This is a genomic window from Kiritimatiellia bacterium, assembly GCA_026417735.1.
Lineage (GTDB): Bacteria > Verrucomicrobiota > Kiritimatiellia > PWTM01 > PWTM01 > CAACVY01.
Window position 1 is genome coordinate 97,761 of record JAOACR010000021.1, and the last position, 17,772, is coordinate 115,532.

Genomic DNA, 17,772 nt, shown 5'->3' on the forward strand with positions numbered 1-17,772 from the left:
GTCCGAGGGGCGGGTCGCTTCCCTACGCCGGCATGACCCGGATCAGGTTCGCGGGGTTTCCGCCGCCCTCGGCGGTCTCAGCTCCGCCCATCGGAGCTCCCCCAGCGACCAAACCCAAGCTACGGAATGGCGGGCGGGGGGTCAACCAACACCGTTGCGATGGGACCCCGCTTGCTTTTGCCGAGCTTGCGACGGGGCCGGCGATGGCCCAGTCTGAGTCTGCGGAAGGGCTGCTTTCGAGGGCCCGCGGATCGAACACGGAGGTGGCGGATGCGTTCGCTGGCGGTTGTCCTTTTGGCCACCGCGTTCGGAGTGAGGGTGGGCCGGTGCACCACAACGCTGACCGTGGATCCCGCCGTGGTGCTGAACACGGTGGAGAGGGGCGTGTATGGACACTTTCTTGAGCACATTTATCACTCCTGCCACGGGGGCCTGTGGGGCGAGATCCTGTTGAATCGGAGCTTTGAAGAGGCGGGGCAGGGCGAGTGGAGCGTGGAAGGAGACGTGATCCGCCAGTCCTCGAACGAGCCGGACCAGCGATTGGTCTTTGGCGATCCTGGCTGGACCGATGTGGAGTTTTCGTTCGAGGCACGGAAGCTCGGAGGGCGGGAGGGTTTTCTCGCGATAGTGAGAGCGGCGGGTCCCGACCAGTTTTACTGGGCGAATCTCGGCGGTTGGGGCAACGTTCGCCACCAGTTCGAAAAGTGTGCCCCCACCGCCGGCCGTCAGGCGCCGGTGGGGGAGGCCACGCTGGGCAGCATCGATACGGGGCGGTGGTATCGTGTGCGAGTGCGCGTGGAGGGCGGCCGACTGCAGGCCTGGCTCGATGATCAACCGATTTTGGAGTGGTTGGATCCATCGCCGATTTCTGCCGGGTGCGTGGGTATCGGGACGTGGGAGACCCGTGCAGAGTTCCGCAACCTCCGCGTGACGACGCCGGAAGGACAACCATTGTGGGAGGGCCTGCCTCCCATCCCGCTTTTGTCGGCACGGCACTGGGGGGCGTTCGGTGAGTCGTGCCAGGTGGCGTCGGTCAGCGGCGAGTCGGCGAATGGCCGCCGACATGTTCGCGTTCGCGGGGAGGGTCCCGCCGCCGCCGGTGGGGTACGCCAGTCGAACCTTTGCGTGCGAGCAGGCGACGTGCTTCGGGGTAGTCTCTGGCTGTCGGGCCGTTTGCCCTCGGGACTGTGTGTGCGGCTGGTGGATGGGGAAGGGCTCCTCGGCGAGACGGCGCTGGCGCCAACGAACTCGGACGAATGGATCGAGCTACCGATCGCGCTCACGCCGGCGCGGGGTGCGCGCAACGCGGCGGTGGAACTGTTGGTTCGTGGACCGGCCGATGTGCGGCTGGACCAGGTGGTGCTGATGCCGGATTCCGCGCGTGCGACCGGCGGGTTTCGCCCCGACCTGCTGGGGGCACTCGCGGAGCTCCGTCCGCCGTTGATCCGCTGGCCCGGCGGTGCCTATGCGGAACACTACCGTTGGCGACACGGCGTGGGCCCCCAAATCCAGCGCCGGCCGAATGCTCGGCCGCTCTGGGATGACCTCGACGTGAACGCGTTCGGTACCGATGAGTTCCTTGCGCTCTGCCGCCGATTGGGGGCCGAACCGGTGCTCGTGATCAATACGGGCCGCCACGACCCGGCGACTCCGCGTGCGACGTACCTGCAAGAGGCGTTGGAGTGGATTGAGTACTGCAACGGTCCCGCCGACTCGCCGATGGGCCGCGAACGAGCCCGCAACGGTCACCCGGAACCGTATCGAGTTCGCATGTGGGAAATCGACAACGAGGCGTGGATCATCAATGACGTGGAGACCTACATCCAGATCGTTCGCGAGTTCGCGCCGGCGTTGCGGAAGGCATGCCCGGAGGGGCTGCTGATTGCCTGCGGGGGCAGCGGCCTGTCCACAGAACGGCATGGGCGCTGGGATCCACGACTGATCGAGGCATGTGCGGAGCTGGTGGACGCGATCAGTATCCACCACTACGAACATCCCGATCGCTTCGCAAGGGGTCCCGCGGAGGCAGAGCGATGGTTCGCGGATCTGCGCGAGCTGATCCGGCGATCCAAGAACCCCAGGTTGAAAGTGTTCGTGTCGGAGTGGAACGCGCAGAGCACAGATTGGCGGACCGGCCTGTATGCGGCGGGTCTGCTCAACGCGATGGAGCGGTGCGGGGACGTGGTGACGATGGCGTCACCCGCGCTTCTGTTGCGCCACGTGTCCGCTCGGGCGTGGGACAATGCGCTGATCAATTTTGACAGTTGTGGTTGGTTCCCGGCTCCGAACTGGGTCGTAATGCGGCTCTGGCGAGAACATGCGGCCCGCGAACGTCTCGCGATCTCTGTCGATGGGCCTTCGGTGGACGCCGTCGCCGTCCGCAGGGAAGACGGGAAGATCGTGGTGAAGTTGGTCAATCCCGCCGCAGAGCCGCAGGACATTTCGGTTCGTTTGCGCAGCGGCCCCGTGGAAAAAGGCCGGCTGGTGCTGATTGCACCCGGGCATCTTCGGGCACGGAACACACTGGAGCAGCCTAACGCGGTGGCGCCCTGCGATGCGGCAGTGGAGATTCGGGAGGGCGCGGCGCGGTTTCAAATGCCCGCACTGTCGGCCGGCGTCCTGTTGTTCGACGGCCAGTGAGACGATCCTGTCGCAAGAGCCACCGCGGGTTGTGCAAGAGGGAGGCGATGGTGCTCCGGCCCGACGACGGGCCGCACAGCGTCTAAATGGCGGAGAACCTGATCTTCGTTTGATTGTGGAGGTCCGGCAGTCTTGCGGCTGTGCTTCGTTCAATGATGTTTGCGGCTCGACGAACGAGCGTGCTCAGCATCTCCCTGCGTTTCCGCTCGCAGAGCGACGGGCCCGGCAGAGTTGCAAGGTGGGGCCTCAGCAAGCCGGGAGGGAGAAACCGGTCGGATATTCCGACTGCTCGGTCCTTCCGCCGAGCCGCGCAGCGTGCGGCTTGGCGCTTGGCTGGGCAGATGCTCGTCACGGCCGCATTGGGCGAGACCTCTCCACGGGTTGAAAAGGAGGGAACACCATGCGCGCCGGTGAGCTTTCGTGACAGGGGGGACCAGTGCTGGCGAGCGAGCGGAGAGTTGCCACGGTGCGCTCGGAGTGTCCCACTCTCAGCCGGTCTGCCACCTGCCGATCGTCGAGGGGCGTTGGCCGTGCTGCCGCGCGACCCTGCCCATCGTCACGCGGCGGGAGCGGTGGGTCGAGGTGGTCGAGGATCCCCTTTTGCAAACACGTCCATGAGTGGGAGCGGCAACTGAGCCAGGTGTATCTAGCGAGCAGACCGCCGACGATCAGTGCCGATCCATAAACCTGATACCCGCGGTGGCCGGGCGGCTATGTGAGGCAGAGGGATCTTGCCACGTTCGGCGCTGTCGCATCGGACGCTCACCGTGGCCGAGGTTGAGCGGGAGACGCAAAGCGGCGCTGGAAGCGCGTGAGCGCGATGGCGCTGATGAGAGAGGGGAGGAGTGCGAAGCGAGCGAGCGGCCGCGATGGTGTTTATCGTGAGGTTGGGGGGGGAGATGAGGTTGCTGGAGCGGCGAGCTTGCCGGCTGGCTCAAAATCTGCGTGATGGTCGCCATAGCGGGCGCGCAGTGCATCGAGAGAGGTGGCAATTTCGTTCTCTGTGCCCACGACGAGCCAAAAACGATAGCGATATGTGGAGTGCGGCCCCATCGGGACCACGTCGATCGGCGCGAGATGAACGCATGGCGCGTCCGCCGGGCCGGCGGCGCGGTCGGCACCATGCGGTCCGTAGTTCCAGGGCTGCGTCGCAGCGGGGCTGAAGACCGCGACGCCCTGCCCATCATCATCGAACACCGCGACCGCGTTGAGCGGCGGTCGCGCTCTGCCCCACGGCGGCCCAGGTGCGGTGGGCTCCGCACGCCAGCGACCGTCTCCCAGATATGTGCGAAAACGATCGAACTTCCTCACAAAGTAACAGGCGGGGATCTCTTGGCCGTTGTTCGCCACCCGTCCCCAACGATCGGCCTCACCGTCGCGGCACGCGAGGAACTCGCATCGTACCGCGACGACGTTGCGCAGGTCCGGCTCGAAGTGAATCCACTGGCGCATCAGCGCCGAGGCGTCCTCGTTGGGCATGTCCCACAGTTTCGGAACGGTTTCGCTATAGAGCGCACCGTCCTGCAGCCGACGAAGCTCTCTGGCGAGCGCCCAAGCCCCGACTCCCCCTGCTTGTACGGGGTTCCAAGGCCATGGACTCCAATGGGGTGACTGACCATCCCGCTTGCGATCGAGTGGATGGCCAGCGTAATACGACTGCTGGATCAGCCGCCCGGGGTCGTGGTGATTCACGACGTTTTGAGGGTGGCCGGTCCAACTCAGCCATGCGATCGCGCCGCCCATCCCCCGGTGAATTCCAACCGTGACCATGCTGTTGTCCGTGCGGAGCAGCCCTCCTGAGTCAGGCTGGGGGAGAGGAGAGGCAAAACTCGTTGCGCCGACACCGAGCACGGTTGCGACGGTGAGAGCGAGGCCGGGTGGCGCGAGGCCAGCGTGTGGATGAAGCCTCTTCGATTCGTTGTTCATCTCGAGACCCCCGCTTCCCGGCGATCAAGTGGAACGGTGCGCGATGAACCAACCCTGCCGGCGCAAGGTAAACAGCAGATCGAATTGCGTCAAACCGGCCGACGAGGCGCCGATCCACGATTCGCTGATGTCGCGCCGTTTCAGCGGGATGAGGTTGAAACGGCAGGCAGTTCAAACGCGCGCAGGGTAGCGTCGTCGCGCACATATAGCTGGCGCCCATCCCATGCAGGGAGGCACCAGTTGGGGCCGCACACTTCGACCGGGCCCGCCAGCAATCTGAATTCGGAGGGGTCCGCGGCCACCATCAGCAGGCGGCCGTTGCCGGCGAGAATGAGCAGCCGGTCGCCGCTCACGAGAAGGCCGGCCCAATCATTCTTGAGGGGCGCCCCGGTGAACTGTTCGCGCCACCACATCCGTTCGCCGGTGCGGGCGTCCACGCACATCAACCGGCGGGAGGGTCCCAGCCCGTAGAGGTGATGGCCGACAACCACGAAGGGCGCAACATTCACCGCGTGGGCGCGTGTCGTCCACATCGGCGTAAGCGTGTCCCCCTTGGGTCTGGCGGGCGGTTGGACCGCGAAGAGGCCCGCTTGGTGCGAACTAGCCAGCACACGATCCGCGGCGATGCGGGGGCTCGTGATGTGTCGTCCGAACGACGTCTGCACCGGACACCGCCACAGTAGCTCTCCGGAGCGGGGCTCGAGCCCGATCAGTGCTTCCGCAGTGAATGCGATGAGCGTGGGCTGCCCAGCCACGTCGCCCACGGTGAGCGCCGCATAGCCGGCCGGATCGTTTTGCGAACGCCAGACGACGCGGCCGGTTCGTTTGTCGAGGCAGACCACCGATGCGTTCGGGCGGCCACCGGCCGCAACAACGATGTGGTCGGCCACAATCCACGGCGCAGCGGTGTAGCCGTGGCGGGCCGCGCCGACGGCCTCGCCGACCTCCCCATGAAACTCGGCGCCGAAATCGCGGACGAAGTTGACGCTCCACAGCGCAGTGCCGTCCGCGGCCCGCAAACAGCGGAACTCGCCGCGGCAGGATTGAACGTAGACACGATCCTCATCGGCGAGCGCGGTGGCTCGGGGGCCGGTCGGAAGATGGTCGCGAAAGACGGAATCGAGATCGGCCTGCCAGAGGCGCCGGCCGGTCGTTGCGTCATACGCGCGCACCACTTCGCGCTCCCCCTCGGCCTCGGGCAAGATCACCCTCCCGGCAGCAACGATCGGTGAAGCCATGCCCCCGCCGATGGGGATGGTCCAGCGGGGCCGGAGATCGCTGGGGATACCGGCCGGCAGCGGCATGCTCGCGGGGATGTGACCGTCCCCCGAGGGCCCCTCCCAGCGCGGCCAGTCTTCGGCAAGGGTTGCGTGGGCGAGCGCCAGCGCGGCAATCGACGCGCGGCACACCCCCCTAGTATGGCGTCGGGCGCGGTGTGGGTGTGGGCGGCTCATTGGGCGCCCCGGTTCAGTGGCGCGGGGACAACGAGATGCGGCGGAAAGTCGGCCGCGCGCGCACCGCCCCGCGGTCCCAGACGTTTGTTGGCCGACCCCCCCATCGGCGCGTTCAACGGAATCGCCATCGCACCACGCTCCGCGAGGATCTCGTAGAGGCGGCGCTCCATTGACGAAACGATCTCGCGATGTGCCGCGCTGTTGATAAGGTTCACCGTTTCGCCCGGATCTGTGTGCAGATCGTAAAGCTCATCGGTATCCCAGATGCCGTAGTAGGTGATGTACTTGTAACGATCGCCGCGGAGCGCGAAGACGGTCGGTGAATGCGGAAAGTTTTTCTCCCAGTAGTACACATACAGAAGCTCGGTGCGCCACGCGATCGGTTCACCGCGCGCCAAAGGGAGGAAACTGCGTCCGTCCCAATCGGCCGGAGGTTGAAGGCCGGCCAGTTCGAGGATCGTGGGTGCGATGTCCATGTTCGCGACCACTTGAGTCACCACGCTGCCCGGCCGGATGAGCTCCGGGCATCGCATCAGCAGGGGAATGCGGATGGATTCCTCATACGCGACGCGCTTGTCGATCAGTCCGTGCTCGCCGAAAAGGAAGCCGTTGTCGCTGAGGTAGATCACCGCCGTAGATTCGCGAAGCCCTCGGCGATCTAACCACTCCAGCACCCGGCCGACGCTGTCGTCCAGCGCGCGCAGCGTTTCACAGTAGTCGCGGTAGAAGCGTGCGATGTCGAGCTCAGAGTGGTACGGAAAGTCGATGCCGTGCCAGGAATTGCGTTGGTCCCGCATCCATCGCGGTTGCGAACGATAGCCCGGGTAGGCATCGGCGGCATTGGCCGGCGGCCGCCAGGCCGCGTCGCGGTAGCAGCCAGCGTGGCGCTCCGCCGGGAGGAAGTTCGCGTGTGCCGCCTTGTGGGAGAGATACAGCAGGAACGGGCGGGAGCGATCTACCCGCTCTAGCCAATCGATCGCATAATCGGTCAGCTCGTCGGTGAGGTAGCCTTTCTGCGGAACACGTCGGCCGTTCACGTTCAGACCGGCCGGGGTGGGGAGATACGAGCCCTGGCCGCGAAAGCTGACCCAGTGATCAAAGCCGGGACGGGGGTCGTCGCGATCTCCTCCCATGTGCCACTTGCCAATGAACGCGGTTTGATAGCCCGCTGCTTGCAGATACTCAGGGAACGTTCGAACCCCCTCCGGCAAGGGTCGGTTGTTGTCGATGACGCGGTGGCGATGGGTGTAGAGGCCGGTCAGAATCGAGGCGCGACTGGGAGAACACAGGGAAGTGGTCACCATCGCATTGCGAAAGTGAACCCCGTCGCGCGCGAGGGAGTCGAGGTGTGGAGTCTGCAGGAACGGATGACCCATGAAACTCATCGCGTCGTAACGGTGGTCGTCGGAGAGAATCAGCACAATGCTTCGAGGCCGCGTTCCCTCGATGCGCGGTAAGCGCAGTCCCTCGGTGGTCGCAGATTCAGACGGGCCGGCGAACAGGGGCATGCAGCCGACAAACCCGAGACGGATCGCATGTTTCAGGAGTGTCCTCACGGTTGTACCTCCGTAGCGCCGGCGACTCCGCGCCCATTCGCGTTACCGCATACTTTAGCGGGGACCATCCCACCCTCCAAGAGCCGGCCGCCATTTGCCGCGGGCCGTCTCCGCAGCGAGGCGGCGGCCGCATCGTGGGTCATTGGTTTGCGGAGAAGCAAGAAATGACGACCACATTGTGCGCTCGGCTCGCACGTTTGTTTGCCGGAAACACGGGCCGCGAATGAGCACGCCGAGCGGCACGGCGCTGCCTCGCCGTACTCTTCGCCCGAGGAGCCGGCCGTAGGCGAACAAGCCACGGGCTACCGTCCGCCGCGAAACCAGCGAAGCCACAAGTTCAAGGCGAGCGTGAGCAGCAGACTGATCAGCAGGCAAGTGGTGATCGGAAAGTAAAATGACCCGGACTGGCCCTCGATCCGAATGTCACCCGGCAGGCGTCCCGGCACCGGTGGCCAGCGCCCGGTCAGCGCCGTAACGACCAACACCGCCACGATCGAGATCGTGCTGAGGAGAACCAATGCACCCCGCATGCTCGATCCCACAGTATGGAGGGAAGTGGTCTCCGTGCACCCTTTATTTCTGCGCGGCCTTCGCCTTCCCGATCAGCTCCTTGAGGTGTTCGACGTACGCTTCAGCACCACCCGGCTTGTAGCCGGTTCGGGCGACCTCCTCGCCCTTCGGGTTCAGGATCAGCACCGTTGGAAAGCCGCGCACGCCGAATTTTTTCAGAAGCGCCTCGTTTTGCTCGCGGGTTTTTTTCGGGAGTTCCTTGCGACGCGGAAAGTCGAGAAGGACCAGTACCAGGTTCTCGTTCGCGTAGTCCTTGAACGCTTTCTTGGAGAACACTTCCTCGTCCAACTTGATGCACCAGCCACACCAGTCAGAGCCGGAAAAGTCGACGAGCACGTACTTGTTCTCTTTCTGGGCGCGCTCGATCGCCTTCTCGAAATCGTCCTCCCATCCGGTTGCGCCCTGCGCAGCGACCGCCAGGGCGGCGCACACAACAACAGCCCATCGATTTGCGGACATATCAGGCTCCTTTCCCATCGCTTGTTTCGCGGTCATAAAAAAAGCTTACGCGTCGGAGCCCTGTAGCGCAACGGCGGGTGTGTCGGAAGCTTCGATCCCTCTCTTCGTGGCGGCGGAAGTGTTGTGATGGGGGTCCGGGAGCCGGCTTGTCAGGTGTCGGCGGGGCGGGCAGACTCCGTCGCAAGGGTATGGGTGGCGCGGGGAGCCGCGAAGAGCGGGAGTTCGCGCTGACAAGGTAGGTGCGGGGGCGGACATGTTTGGCCGTCTGCGGTTTTGGGGCGGTGGGTACGCTATGGGTTGGGCGCGCGCGCTGGTGGCTGTGAGCGCGAGCGCCACGCTAGCAACGGCCGAGTTGATCGAGTCGCCCGAGCCTGGTTGGCCGCAATGGCGCGGACGCCGTCGCGATGGCATTTCCCCTGAGACGGGCTTGTTGCGGGAGTGGCCGGAGAACGGCCCCCCGCTGGTGTGGACGGTCCACGGCCTCGGTCGGGGGTGGTCGTCACCGGTGGTCTCGGGGGGACGGATCGTTGTGACCGGTGATCTCGGTGATGTGCTGGTGATTCACGCGCTGGATATGGAGGGACGTGTGCTCTGGCGGGCCACCAACGGCGCGGCCTGGAAGGGGCCCTATCCCGGTGCCCGGGCCTCCTGCGCGATCGCAGGAGAGCGCGTGGTTCACTTGAACGCGCACGGGCGGTGCGCCGCTTACGACGTGCGCGACGGTCGGGAGCTGTGGGCGGTGAACGTGCTGGAGCGCTTTGAGGCGCCCAACATCCGCTGGGCGATCAGCGAGTGCTTGCTTGTCGATCGCGGCCGGGTGTTGGTGACCGCCGGGGGCGCGCGGGCGCTGATTGCCGCGTTGGATCTGCGTGATGGCTCCACGGTTTGGGCTTCGCCACCTCTTCGACTGGGGCCATCACCGTCGGCGCAGCATCAACGGTTGGCAGATCCGGCGGGCGAGGCGGATCCGGCGGGCTACACATCGCCCGTTCTGCTTCGGGTGGGCGAGCGGCGGGTGGTTGTGAATTGCTCGAATCGACATGCGTTCGGTGCGGATGCGGAAACCGGCCAGCTGCTGTGGACCCGGCCGTTACCGACGCGCTTTCAGGTGCTCGCCTGCACGCCGGTCGTCTGGCGCGATGCGGTGTTTGTCACCGGTCCAGATGGGGAGGGGGGCCTCATGGTGCGGATGCGGACGGCCAACGGGGAGCTGATGGTGGAGGACATGTGGCGAAGCCCGCTTGATACCGGTCAGCACGGTGCGGTGGTCGCGGGGGACGAGTTGTTCGCCTCGTTCTATCGGGAGCCGCGGCGGTGGATCGCGATGGAGCCGGCCACCGGTCGTATCCGGTACGAAGCACGGGACTGGCAGCGCGGCGCCCCGATCTGGGCCGACGGTCGGCTGGTGATTGTGTCGGAAACCGGCGAAGTGCTGCTGGTGGAGCCGACCGGCAGCGACTTCCGGATTCGGGGCCGGTTCAGAATTGCCGGTCCGGCCACGCGCGATGCCTGGGCACATCCCGTTCTGGTTGACGGGCACCTCTACCTGAGGCACCACGACCAGATGGAATGCCGGGATGTGCGCGGCGACCGCGCGGCCGCACGCTGAGCTTCGCAGCACGCCGCATCCGGGGTGTTGGGGGCGACCGCCGGTGCGGAATCAGGCGCCGCCGCTGTCCGCGCCCCCCAGCTTCGAGTGCCGCACAATGCGCCCTTCCAGCAGGTATAGAACGTCCTCCGCGATGCTAACGGCGTGGTCCGCGATCCGCTCAAAATGCCGCGCAATGCCCATCAGGTTCAGATCGACGTCGAGCTGTTCGGGACGGGCACGGATGCGAGCCTTGATCTGGTCCACTAGCGCGCGGTTCTCGGCGTCGACCTCGTCATCGGAGCGGATCACTGCGGTCGCTTTTGCGCCATCGAGCTCAATCAGCGCGTCAATGCTCTGGTGGAGCATCGCGAGCGTTCGGCTCGCGAGCGGCCGGAAGTCGAGCGGCGGGCCAACCGGCGGCTCGCGGCAGATCTCGATCACGCGCTCGGCGATGTGCACCGCCAGATCGCCGATTCGCTCGAGGTCGCCGCTGAGGCGCATCACCGCGATGATGAACCGCAGATCTGTTGCGACGGGCTGATACAGCGCGAGCACCTTGAGGCATTCTTCTTCAATCTCGACCTCGCAGCGATCGAGCACGTCATCCTCGTCCACCAGTCGGGCGGCGCGGTCCACATCGCGTTCCGCGAGGGACTGGACGGCCTCCTGCACGGCGCGCTCCGTGCGGGCGCACATGTCCAAAATGCGCTGCTTCAACCGCCCGGTCTCACGTTCCAGATGCACCGACATGTTCAGGCACTCCCGCGGCTGGGATCACCTCAGAACTTTGCCATGAAATCCACCTGAAGGCGATGGTAATCGTGCGGGTCCGCAAGATGTTTTTCGTTGAGGTAGTAGGTGATGGCGCCCTGCACGTTCTTCAACAGCTGGACTGCTAGCTGCAGCCGATGTCCCTGCGCGTCGGTGCCGCCACCGAAGGAATCGGAGTCCGCGAACGCGCCGGGCGACACATCCGCCTCCAGCCGCCGGTAGTCGTAGCCCAACTGGATCGAGCCAGGTTTGGCCAACCGACCAATCCGCACGCCGGCCATCCAGCCGGTGTTGTGCTCGTCCGTCTCGGTGTTCACAGCGGCGGCCGCGAACGCGGCGACCGGGACCGAACTGTCCCACTTTACCAGCGCGAAGCCTTCCACCGTGGTGAAACCGGTCGCATATACCTGGTTCGACTGCGTACCGTTCAGGCGGGTGCGAGTGGTGTTGCCATACGGGCGGTTCTGCTGCCGCCAATCCAGAACCGGCCGATCCTGCATTTCGGTGAAACCGTACACGGTGCCGCCCGCCGTCACCGTGATCGGCTCGGCAACCGGCCCGCTGAGCGCGAGCTGACCACCGAGCATTTTTGAATCCTCGTCCGCGGGTCGTTCCTGAATCCAGTGGTACGCGGCATTCGCCAGCAGCTTCCACTGCTCACCGAGGCTCCAGTTCGCCGCGATACCTTCGGGTGTGTAGTCCATATCCCAAAGGTAGTCACCGACGCACAGGAAGGGATTGATCATCTTGCCGCCCGTGAGTTTGAGGCCCGGGATCTTCGAGGGCGTCCACTCGAGGTAGGCGAGATCGAGGAAAATTCCCTTCTTCGTCCCGAAATTCGAAAGCGCCTTGTTGCCGGAGATGGGATCACCTTCCCCGTTGACCTGCTCGGCGGTGGTCAGTCGCAAGCCCAGCGTCACCTCCTCGTGCGCCGGGGCAGTGAATCCCACCCGCGCGCGGACGCGGTCCGACTGCCGCGGCTCCTTGTGCTGCTCGTCAATGTACTCAATTCGGTAGCGCAGATCCGCTGACGGCTGGATGCTGTCATACCATGCCGCCCTCGTTGAAGCCGCCGCGAGGAAACCGTACAGAACCACCCCTGGACTGCGCATCATCGACTCTCCCCAGCACCCCCGCTGCCGGCGGACGCGATCCGGTCGCGGCAACCGTGCAGCTCGACCCTTCTCAACGCGGCGGGGCACGTTCTGGGTTCAGATTCTGCTTTGAAAATGTTGAGATGGCGTAATGGCAACGTTAGGGTTGCATTAGCTATTGATTGCGCCCGTGGCGCCGCGAGATCAGGCAGAGGGTTGGTGCTCCCGAGAGGGGGCGCCTATGATGCGGGTATGCGCAGTGTAGTGGCTGTGGTTCGCACATCGCCGGCGACGGTGCTGCACGACATCCGCCGGGCGATGGAGCTGGCCCGCGCGCCGGACGTGTTGCGGCCGAGTTCCGAAACCGCTTTGAAGGTCAATATCAGCTGGCACTATTTTTTCCCCGCCTGTTCGACGACTCCCTGGCAGCTGGACGGCGTTATCCGTGCGCTGCGCCACTTCGGACACGCGAGGGACCGGCTCTGGGCGTGTCACAACCGGACGGTCGTTGTGGACGCACGGCTGGGAGAGCGCGAGAACCGACATCTCCCAGTGGTGACCGCGCACCGCATCCAGAACGTGCATCTCTACGAGCCGGAGACCGAGTGGATCCACATTCGCGACGCAGTCGGCGACCTGACCGGTCAGTTTCTCGCGTTGCATCGTGTTTATCCCGACGGCTTCCACATTCCGCGCCGGTTTCTGGGCGCAAACATCGTGCATCTGCCCACGGTGAAGACCCATGTGTTCACGACGACGACCGGCGCGATGAAAAATGCGTTCGGCGGCCTGCTGAACGAGCGGCGGCACTGGACGCATCCGGTGATTCACGAGACGCTGGTCGACCTGTTGAGGATCCAGCGCCACATTCACGCGGGTCTCTTTGCGGTGATGGACGGCACGTTTGCGGGGGACGGCCCCGGTCCGCGCTGCATGACGCCGCACGTGAAGAACGTGGTGTTGGCGTCCGCCGATATGGTCGCGATTGATGCCGTGAGCGCCCGAATGATGGGATTCGACCCGCTGCGCGATCTGAAGTACGTGCGGTTGGCCCACGAGGCGGGGCTGGGTTGCGGCGACCCGCGGGAGATCCGGATTGCGGGCGACGAAGACGCTGCCGCGGAGAACTGGCGGTTCGAGGGACCGTTCCGTCGTATGACGTTTGCGGCTCGGATGCAGCATGCGATCTACTGGGGTGCGCTGCGTCGACCGCTTGAGTGGACGCTGCGCAGCCCGCTGGCGCCATGGTCCTATTTCGCCAGTGTGCTGTACCACGATTTTCTATGGTATCCGCGACATCGCACGGCAGTGGAGGCGGCACTGCACAGCGAGTGGGGGCGGCTGTTTGCGAACTGGGAGACGCTGGCGATTCCTCCCGACGATCTGGACGCGGCCGGCTGGACGCACGTGGGACCACCTCCGTCCTCGCCGTATGTGCGGCGTCGCCGCCATTGGCAGACCGCCTTCGCGGTGCTGCGGGCCGCGTGGCGCGAGGCGCCGGAGCGTCAGCGGAGCCCCCGGCGATGACGTTGGAAGGGCAGGGACGGGGGGCCACTGAAGTGGGCCGCAACGCGGTTCGTGAGGTCGCGGACATTTTGCGGGCGCGCTATGGGCGGCCGCGAATACCGCGACGTGCGCCGCTGGATGTACTGATCGCCACGGTGTTGTCCCAGCGCACGACGGATCGAACGTCGCAGCGGGCGTTTCGCGAGCTGCGCCGGCGCTTCCCCCGATGGAGGGATGTCGTCGGCGCGCCAGAGGCGGCCGTTGCTGCGGCAGTTCGGGAAAGCGGGCTTGCGCGGGCGAAGGCGGGCAGGATTCTCGGGATCCTCGGCCGTCTCGCGGCGGTCTTCGGGCGGCCAACGCTTGCACCGCTGCGTCGCTGGCGGGACGGGCGCGCGTTGGAGTTGTTGACCTCCCTGCCCGGCGTGGGGCCAAAGACGGCCGCCTGTGTGCTGCTGTTCGGTCTGGGGCGGGATGTCTGCCCGGCCGACACCCATGTCCACCGTCTCGCGCGGCGGTTGGGCTGGGTGGATCGCCGGGCGTCGCCGGCGGAGACACAGACGTGGCTGGCGCGTCACATGCCGCGCGGACGGGCGGGGGAGCTGCACCTCAACCTCATTCGGCACGGGCGCGAGGTTTGCCGAGCGCTCCGGCCGCGTTGTGGGGAGTGTCCGCTCGCGCCGAGATGTCCGAGTGCGGCGGCGCGAAATTGATGCTGCGCTTGTGGGGCTGCGGATCGCGGTTAAACTATCGTTGCGGGGCGACGGCGATGGGCGCCGATGCCAAGCGGGAGATCCTTGAGCGATGAACGGGGGCGCGGGCATTCGCACGAAGCTGGCGGGTTGGTTTGGCGTGGCGTTGGCGATGGCAGCGTGGGAGGCGGTGGCGGCTCCTCCGCCGCCTTCCGGGAACCCGGCGGACACACGCTTTCGCCCCTGTCTGCACTCGATCAGCTATTCGGGAATCTGGCGTGGGCAGGCGGTGCTATCGGTGGATGAGTTTCTCGTCAAGGCGAAGGAGCTGGGCTTCGAGGGGGTGATGCTGGTCGCGAAGCGGCCGCATGTGTCCCCGCTGGATTATGATGCTGAGGCGCGCGCTCGGCTGCGCCGGCGGATTGAGGAGCTGGGTCTGACGCTGGTGTGTTTGGCCGGGTACACGGACTTTGTCGCCGGCGGCGACAAGGCGGGTATCCCGAATGTCGAACAGCAGGCGCTCTACGTGGGCGAGCTCGCGAAGCTTGCACGCGATCTCGGCACCGACATGGTGCGTGTGTTCACCGGATACGAGCGGCCGGGAATCCCTTATGACCGGCAGTACGCGATGGTGGCCGAGGGGCTGAAGCTCGCGGGCCGCGAGGCAGCGAAATACGGTGTCACGCTCGCGGTGCAGAACCACCACGACATCGCGATTCATCACGATCAGATGGCGTGGCTGCTTGCTGAGGTGAATCTCCCGAACGTGATGGCGACGTTCGACGCGTGGGCGCCGACGTTGCAGGGGCTGACGCCGGCCGAGATCGAGGCGGCCGTCCACACGATGAAACCGTGGCTGGTGCACACCATTGTCGCGCAGTATGTGCGCCATCCCCGATTCCGCTACGCGGCCGAGTACACGCAGTATGTTCCGGACACTCCCGTGATGCGTGCGGTGCCGGTCAACCACCCACAGGGCGTGATTGACTACGATCGGTTCTTCAAGGCGCTGCGATCGATCGGCTACCGCGGCTGGGTGGTGTACGAAATGTGCGAGGTTCTGGAGGGCGGGGGCAGTATCGAGAACCTCGACCGCACCGCGAAGGCGTTCCTGGAGTATCTGCGCCGGTATCAATCGCCCTGAAGCTCGCGGCGCCAGGCGGCCAGGTCCGCCGGCGTGGTCATCAGCACCACCACATCGCCGCGCTGCAGTGGCCAGGTGGGGAGGGGGTTGAACGTCCATCCGTCGCCGCGTCGAACTGCGAGCACGAGCGAGTCGCGCCGCTCCGACACAGGCACATCGGCCAGTCGCCGCCCTTCCGCGCGACTGCCCACGGCGACCTCCTCGACGCGTAGGGGCGGATCACTCTGGCGCAGCATCGTGTCAAGAAAGCTGACGACGGCCGGCCGAACCATCTCGGAGGCCATGCGCAACCCCGCGATCGAGCTGACTGTGACGGTCGCGTCCGCGCCGGCGCGGCGCATTTTCGCCGCGTTGGCCTCGTCGCGGGCAGCGGCGACGACCCGAATGGAGGAGTTCAATCGCCGTGCGGAGAGCGAGATGATGATGTTGAGATGGTCATCATCGGTGGCCGCGAAGATGCCGGCCGCCCGTGTGATGCCGGTCTCGGTCAAACGTTCGTCGTCTGTGGCATCGCCGACGATGGTCAGCTCCACGCCCTCGCGCACGGCGGCTGCCTGCGTGTCCTCACTCGGAACAATCGCCACCACGGTCCGCCCGGTTCGTCGCAGCTCGCGCGCGACCGCCGGCGCCAGCGTACCCCAGCCGGCGATCAGATAGTGGCCGGTCAGCGCATTCAGTTGTGCCTGCATCGCTCGCCTCCGCCATAGCGCCCTCAGTTCGCCGTCCACTGCGAATGAGGTCACGCTGCTCAGTGTATAGGTGATGATGCCGATGCCGGTGGCCGCAATCAGCATGTTGAACACCCGCAGACCCGGCCCGTACACCGCCGGGTCGAGGACCTCACCGTAGCCGATCGTCGTTACGGTGATCACTGTCATGTAGAGGCAGTCCAGCCATGATGCCGCGCCGGCGGAGAGCCGACGGTAGCCCAGCGTCCCCGCGACCAGCACCCCCAGGGTCAGGGCGGCGAGCAGCGCGACGCGCCGACCGAGCCGGCGAACAGCGTCGGATGTCAAAGGACTGCTCACGGATGCCGGGGCAGTCGCCTGCGCGGACCAGCCCGCTGGAGCGGGACACCCCGCCACAGACAGGCCGGCCGCCGGTTCATAGCAGTTGTGTTTCGGTGTCCAGCAGCACCCACCGAGGGGTGGAGGCCAGAAAGTTTCGCACGTCCGCAAGACGCCGCTCCACGACGTCGCGCGTCGCGGCCACGGTCACGAACGCCATTTCGGCAGACTGCCACAGGTCCTGATCTCCGACCTCGGCGACACTCACATTCATGTGCGCGACCAGGCGGTCCTTCAGGCTTCGCAGCGCGGAGCGCTTGTCTTTGAGGGAGTGAGCCTCCGGGATGCTGAGCCGCGCAGTGAGCAGCCCGACAACCATGGCGGCACCTCAGTTCAGCGGACGGATGCGGATGTTGCGGAACGCAACGGTCGCGCCGTGATCCTGGAAGCCAATGTGTCCGCTACGGGCGAAGTCCTTCAACGCTCGCTTGTATTTGTTTTTCGAGCCGTCGGGATTGCGTCCCGCCTCCGTCCAGCGGTCCACGTCCATATCGATGATCGGTTCGCCGTTCAGTTCCACCTGCAGCCGGCTACCGCGCGCGACGATGCGCAGTCGGTTCCAACCGTCCTTTGCTGCGTTCCGCGTCGGCGCCTGCAGGTCGTAAATCGCGCCGACGCTGTGCCGGTTCGGGCCGCCGGGCGTGTGGATCTGCACCTCGATACCGGTCTGGACCGGATCGCGGGGATTGTCGGTGCGGAAGAACACACCGCTGTTACCCTCGGTGCGGTACTCCAGCTCCAGCTCGAAGTCTCCGAATCGGTCGCGGGTCCAGATGTAGCCCGCGCGACCCACGCGCCGCAGTTCGCCGTTCTCGACCACCCAGTTGGTGCTGGGTGCCCCCCCCTCGGAGGACATCCACCCTTCGAGGTTCTGGCCGTTGAAGAGCGGTCGCCAGTCGTCGGCCACGGCCGCCGTGCAGGTGAGAAACACCGCCCACGCCGCCACCTGTCGATTCATCGGGTACCTCCATCAGTTTTCGTCAATGACAGCGTGGCGAAGAGTGATGCAAAACGCAAGGCTCTCCGTGCTCGGGCGGAGCATGCGGAGCGGGTTGCGGGAGGGACACGCTTGCCTGCCACCAGGATCAGACGCTGGCTCGGGGGATCGCGAGACCGGCGACGGCGAAGAGGGATGTCCAAGGGTTGGAGGTGAGAGGGTCTGGGCCGTCCTTCCGTTGGAGGCGACACGAGACGAGCCGACCAGCCACCAGTTGCAGGTGCGGCGAGCGGCACGGTATAAGGCACGGTGGTGAACGGGTTGCGTGGTGGGCAGCAGGACCGCCGGGACATAGCCGCAGAGGCTGT

15 protein-coding genes and 1 riboswitch are annotated in these 17,772 nt (G+C 65.7%); of the genes, 5 read left to right on the forward strand and 10 right to left on the reverse strand.

All coding sequences use genetic code 11. The features are described 5' to 3' along the window. Positions 1-2: 2 nt before the first annotated feature. Positions 3-113, reverse strand: a riboswitch (TPP riboswitch). 157 nt (positions 114-270) lie between these two features. After that, positions 271-2,640, forward strand: coding sequence for a DUF1080 domain-containing protein (locus N2652_11300; GenBank protein ID MCX7819770.1), 2,370 nt, complete (start codon positions 271-273; stop codon positions 2,638-2,640). An 876-nt stretch (positions 2,641-3,516) separates the two neighbouring features. Here the strand turns inward: N2652_11300 and N2652_11305 are convergent. The 5 genes from N2652_11305 to N2652_11325 all read right to left on the reverse strand — a co-directional run bounded on the left by N2652_11305 (position 3,517) and on the right by N2652_11325 (position 8,605). After that, positions 3,517-4,410, reverse strand: coding sequence for a hypothetical protein (locus N2652_11305; protein MCX7819771.1), 894 nt, complete (start codon positions 4,408-4,410; stop codon positions 3,517-3,519). A 296-nt stretch (positions 4,411-4,706) separates the two neighbouring features. After that, positions 4,707-5,975 (reverse strand): PQQ-binding-like beta-propeller repeat protein, encoded by a 1,269-nt coding sequence (locus N2652_11310; GenBank protein ID MCX7819772.1) that lies wholly within the window; start codon positions 5,973-5,975, stop codon positions 4,707-4,709. Between the two features lie 41 nt (positions 5,976-6,016). Further along, positions 6,017-7,576 carry a sulfatase gene (locus N2652_11315; protein ID MCX7819773.1) on the reverse strand — a complete coding sequence of 520 codons (1,560 nt, stop codon included), beginning with the start codon at positions 7,574-7,576 and terminating at the stop codon, positions 6,017-6,019. 302 nt (positions 7,577-7,878) lie between these two features. After that, positions 7,879-8,106 carry a DUF2905 domain-containing protein gene (locus N2652_11320; protein MCX7819774.1) on the reverse strand — a complete coding sequence of 76 codons (228 nt, stop codon included), beginning with the start codon at positions 8,104-8,106 and terminating at the stop codon, positions 7,879-7,881. A 43-nt stretch (positions 8,107-8,149) separates the two neighbouring features. Further along, complete coding sequence (locus N2652_11325; protein ID MCX7819775.1) at positions 8,150-8,605, reverse strand: thioredoxin family protein; 456 nt, start codon at positions 8,603-8,605, stop codon at positions 8,150-8,152. A 292-nt stretch (positions 8,606-8,897) separates the two neighbouring features. Between N2652_11325 and N2652_11330 the strand changes: the two genes are divergently transcribed. Then, positions 8,898-10,214 carry a PQQ-binding-like beta-propeller repeat protein gene (locus N2652_11330; GenBank protein MCX7819776.1) on the forward strand — a complete coding sequence of 439 codons (1,317 nt, stop codon included), beginning with the start codon at positions 8,898-8,900 and terminating at the stop codon, positions 10,212-10,214. Positions 10,215-10,265: 51 nt separating this feature from the next. Here the strand turns inward: N2652_11330 and phoU are convergent, their stop codons facing one another. After that, a complete protein-coding gene (gene phoU / locus N2652_11335; protein MCX7819777.1) occupies positions 10,266-10,946 on the reverse strand; it encodes a phosphate signaling complex protein PhoU in 681 nt (226 codons plus the stop codon). 29 nt (positions 10,947-10,975) lie between these two features. Next, complete coding sequence (locus N2652_11340) at positions 10,976-12,082, reverse strand: putative porin (GenBank protein ID MCX7819778.1); 1,107 nt, start codon at positions 12,080-12,082, stop codon at positions 10,976-10,978. A 231-nt stretch (positions 12,083-12,313) separates the two neighbouring features. Between N2652_11340 and N2652_11345 the strand changes: the two genes are divergently transcribed. The 3 genes from N2652_11345 to N2652_11355 all read left to right on the forward strand — a co-directional run bounded on the left by N2652_11345 (position 12,314) and on the right by N2652_11355 (position 15,400). Beyond that, positions 12,314-13,588, forward strand: coding sequence for a DUF362 domain-containing protein (locus tag N2652_11345; protein MCX7819779.1), 1,275 nt, complete (start codon positions 12,314-12,316; stop codon positions 13,586-13,588). Next, positions 13,585-14,277, forward strand: coding sequence for an endonuclease III (locus N2652_11350; protein ID MCX7819780.1), 693 nt, complete (start codon positions 13,585-13,587; stop codon positions 14,275-14,277). Before N2652_11345 ends, N2652_11350 begins: the two co-directional genes overlap by 4 nt. A gap of 91 nt (positions 14,278-14,368) precedes the next feature. Continuing rightward, complete coding sequence (locus tag N2652_11355; GenBank protein MCX7819781.1) at positions 14,369-15,400, forward strand: sugar phosphate isomerase/epimerase; 1,032 nt, start codon at positions 14,369-14,371, stop codon at positions 15,398-15,400. Here the strand turns inward: N2652_11355 and N2652_11360 are convergent. The 3 genes from N2652_11360 to N2652_11370 form a co-directional block, all read right to left on the reverse strand. Next, a complete protein-coding gene (locus tag N2652_11360; GenBank protein ID MCX7819782.1) occupies positions 15,388-16,416 on the reverse strand; it encodes an NAD-binding protein in 1,029 nt (342 codons plus the stop codon). The two genes, N2652_11355 and N2652_11360, sit on opposite strands and share 13 nt — an antisense overlap. A gap of 88 nt (positions 16,417-16,504) precedes the next feature. Further along, positions 16,505-16,786, reverse strand: a complete 282-nt coding sequence (locus tag N2652_11365) for a DUF503 domain-containing protein (protein MCX7819783.1) — start codon at positions 16,784-16,786, stop codon at positions 16,505-16,507. Positions 16,787-16,795: 9 nt separating this feature from the next. Further along, positions 16,796-17,425 carry a DUF1080 domain-containing protein gene (locus N2652_11370; GenBank protein MCX7819784.1) on the reverse strand — a complete coding sequence of 210 codons (630 nt, stop codon included), beginning with the start codon at positions 17,423-17,425 and terminating at the stop codon, positions 16,796-16,798. Positions 17,426-17,772 lie beyond the last annotated feature (347 nt).

What these genes read in the sequence shown, in the direction of transcription:
- N2652_11300 (MCX7819770.1), top strand. Translation starts at nt 271, where the DNA reads ATGCGTTCGCTGGCGGTTGTCCTTTTGGCCACCGCGTTCGGAGTGAGG.
- N2652_11325 (MCX7819775.1), bottom strand. Translation starts at nt 8,605, where the DNA reads ATGTCCGCAAATCGATGGGCTGTTGTTGTGTGCGCCGCCCTGGCGGTC.
- N2652_11365 (MCX7819783.1), bottom strand. Translation starts at nt 16,786, where the DNA reads ATGGTTGTCGGGCTGCTCACTGCGCGGCTCAGCATCCCGGAGGCTCAC.
- N2652_11355 (MCX7819781.1), top strand. Translation starts at nt 14,369, where the DNA reads ATGAACGGGGGCGCGGGCATTCGCACGAAGCTGGCGGGTTGGTTTGGC.
- N2652_11345 (MCX7819779.1), top strand. Translation starts at nt 12,314, where the DNA reads ATGCGCAGTGTAGTGGCTGTGGTTCGCACATCGCCGGCGACGGTGCTG.
- N2652_11320 (MCX7819774.1), bottom strand. Translation starts at nt 8,106, where the DNA reads ATGCGGGGTGCATTGGTTCTCCTCAGCACGATCTCGATCGTGGCGGTG.
- N2652_11370 (MCX7819784.1), bottom strand. Translation starts at nt 17,425, where the DNA reads ATGAATCGACAGGTGGCGGCGTGGGCGGTGTTTCTCACCTGCACGGCG.
- N2652_11330 (MCX7819776.1), top strand. Translation starts at nt 8,898, where the DNA reads ATGGGTTGGGCGCGCGCGCTGGTGGCTGTGAGCGCGAGCGCCACGCTA.
- phoU (MCX7819777.1), bottom strand. Translation starts at nt 10,946, where the DNA reads ATGTCGGTGCATCTGGAACGTGAGACCGGGCGGTTGAAGCAGCGCATT.
- N2652_11340 (MCX7819778.1), bottom strand. Translation starts at nt 12,082, where the DNA reads ATGATGCGCAGTCCAGGGGTGGTTCTGTACGGTTTCCTCGCGGCGGCT.
- N2652_11350 (MCX7819780.1), top strand. Translation starts at nt 13,585, where the DNA reads ATGACGTTGGAAGGGCAGGGACGGGGGGCCACTGAAGTGGGCCGCAAC.
- N2652_11305 (MCX7819771.1), bottom strand. Translation starts at nt 4,410, where the DNA reads ATGGTCACGGTTGGAATTCACCGGGGGATGGGCGGCGCGATCGCATGG.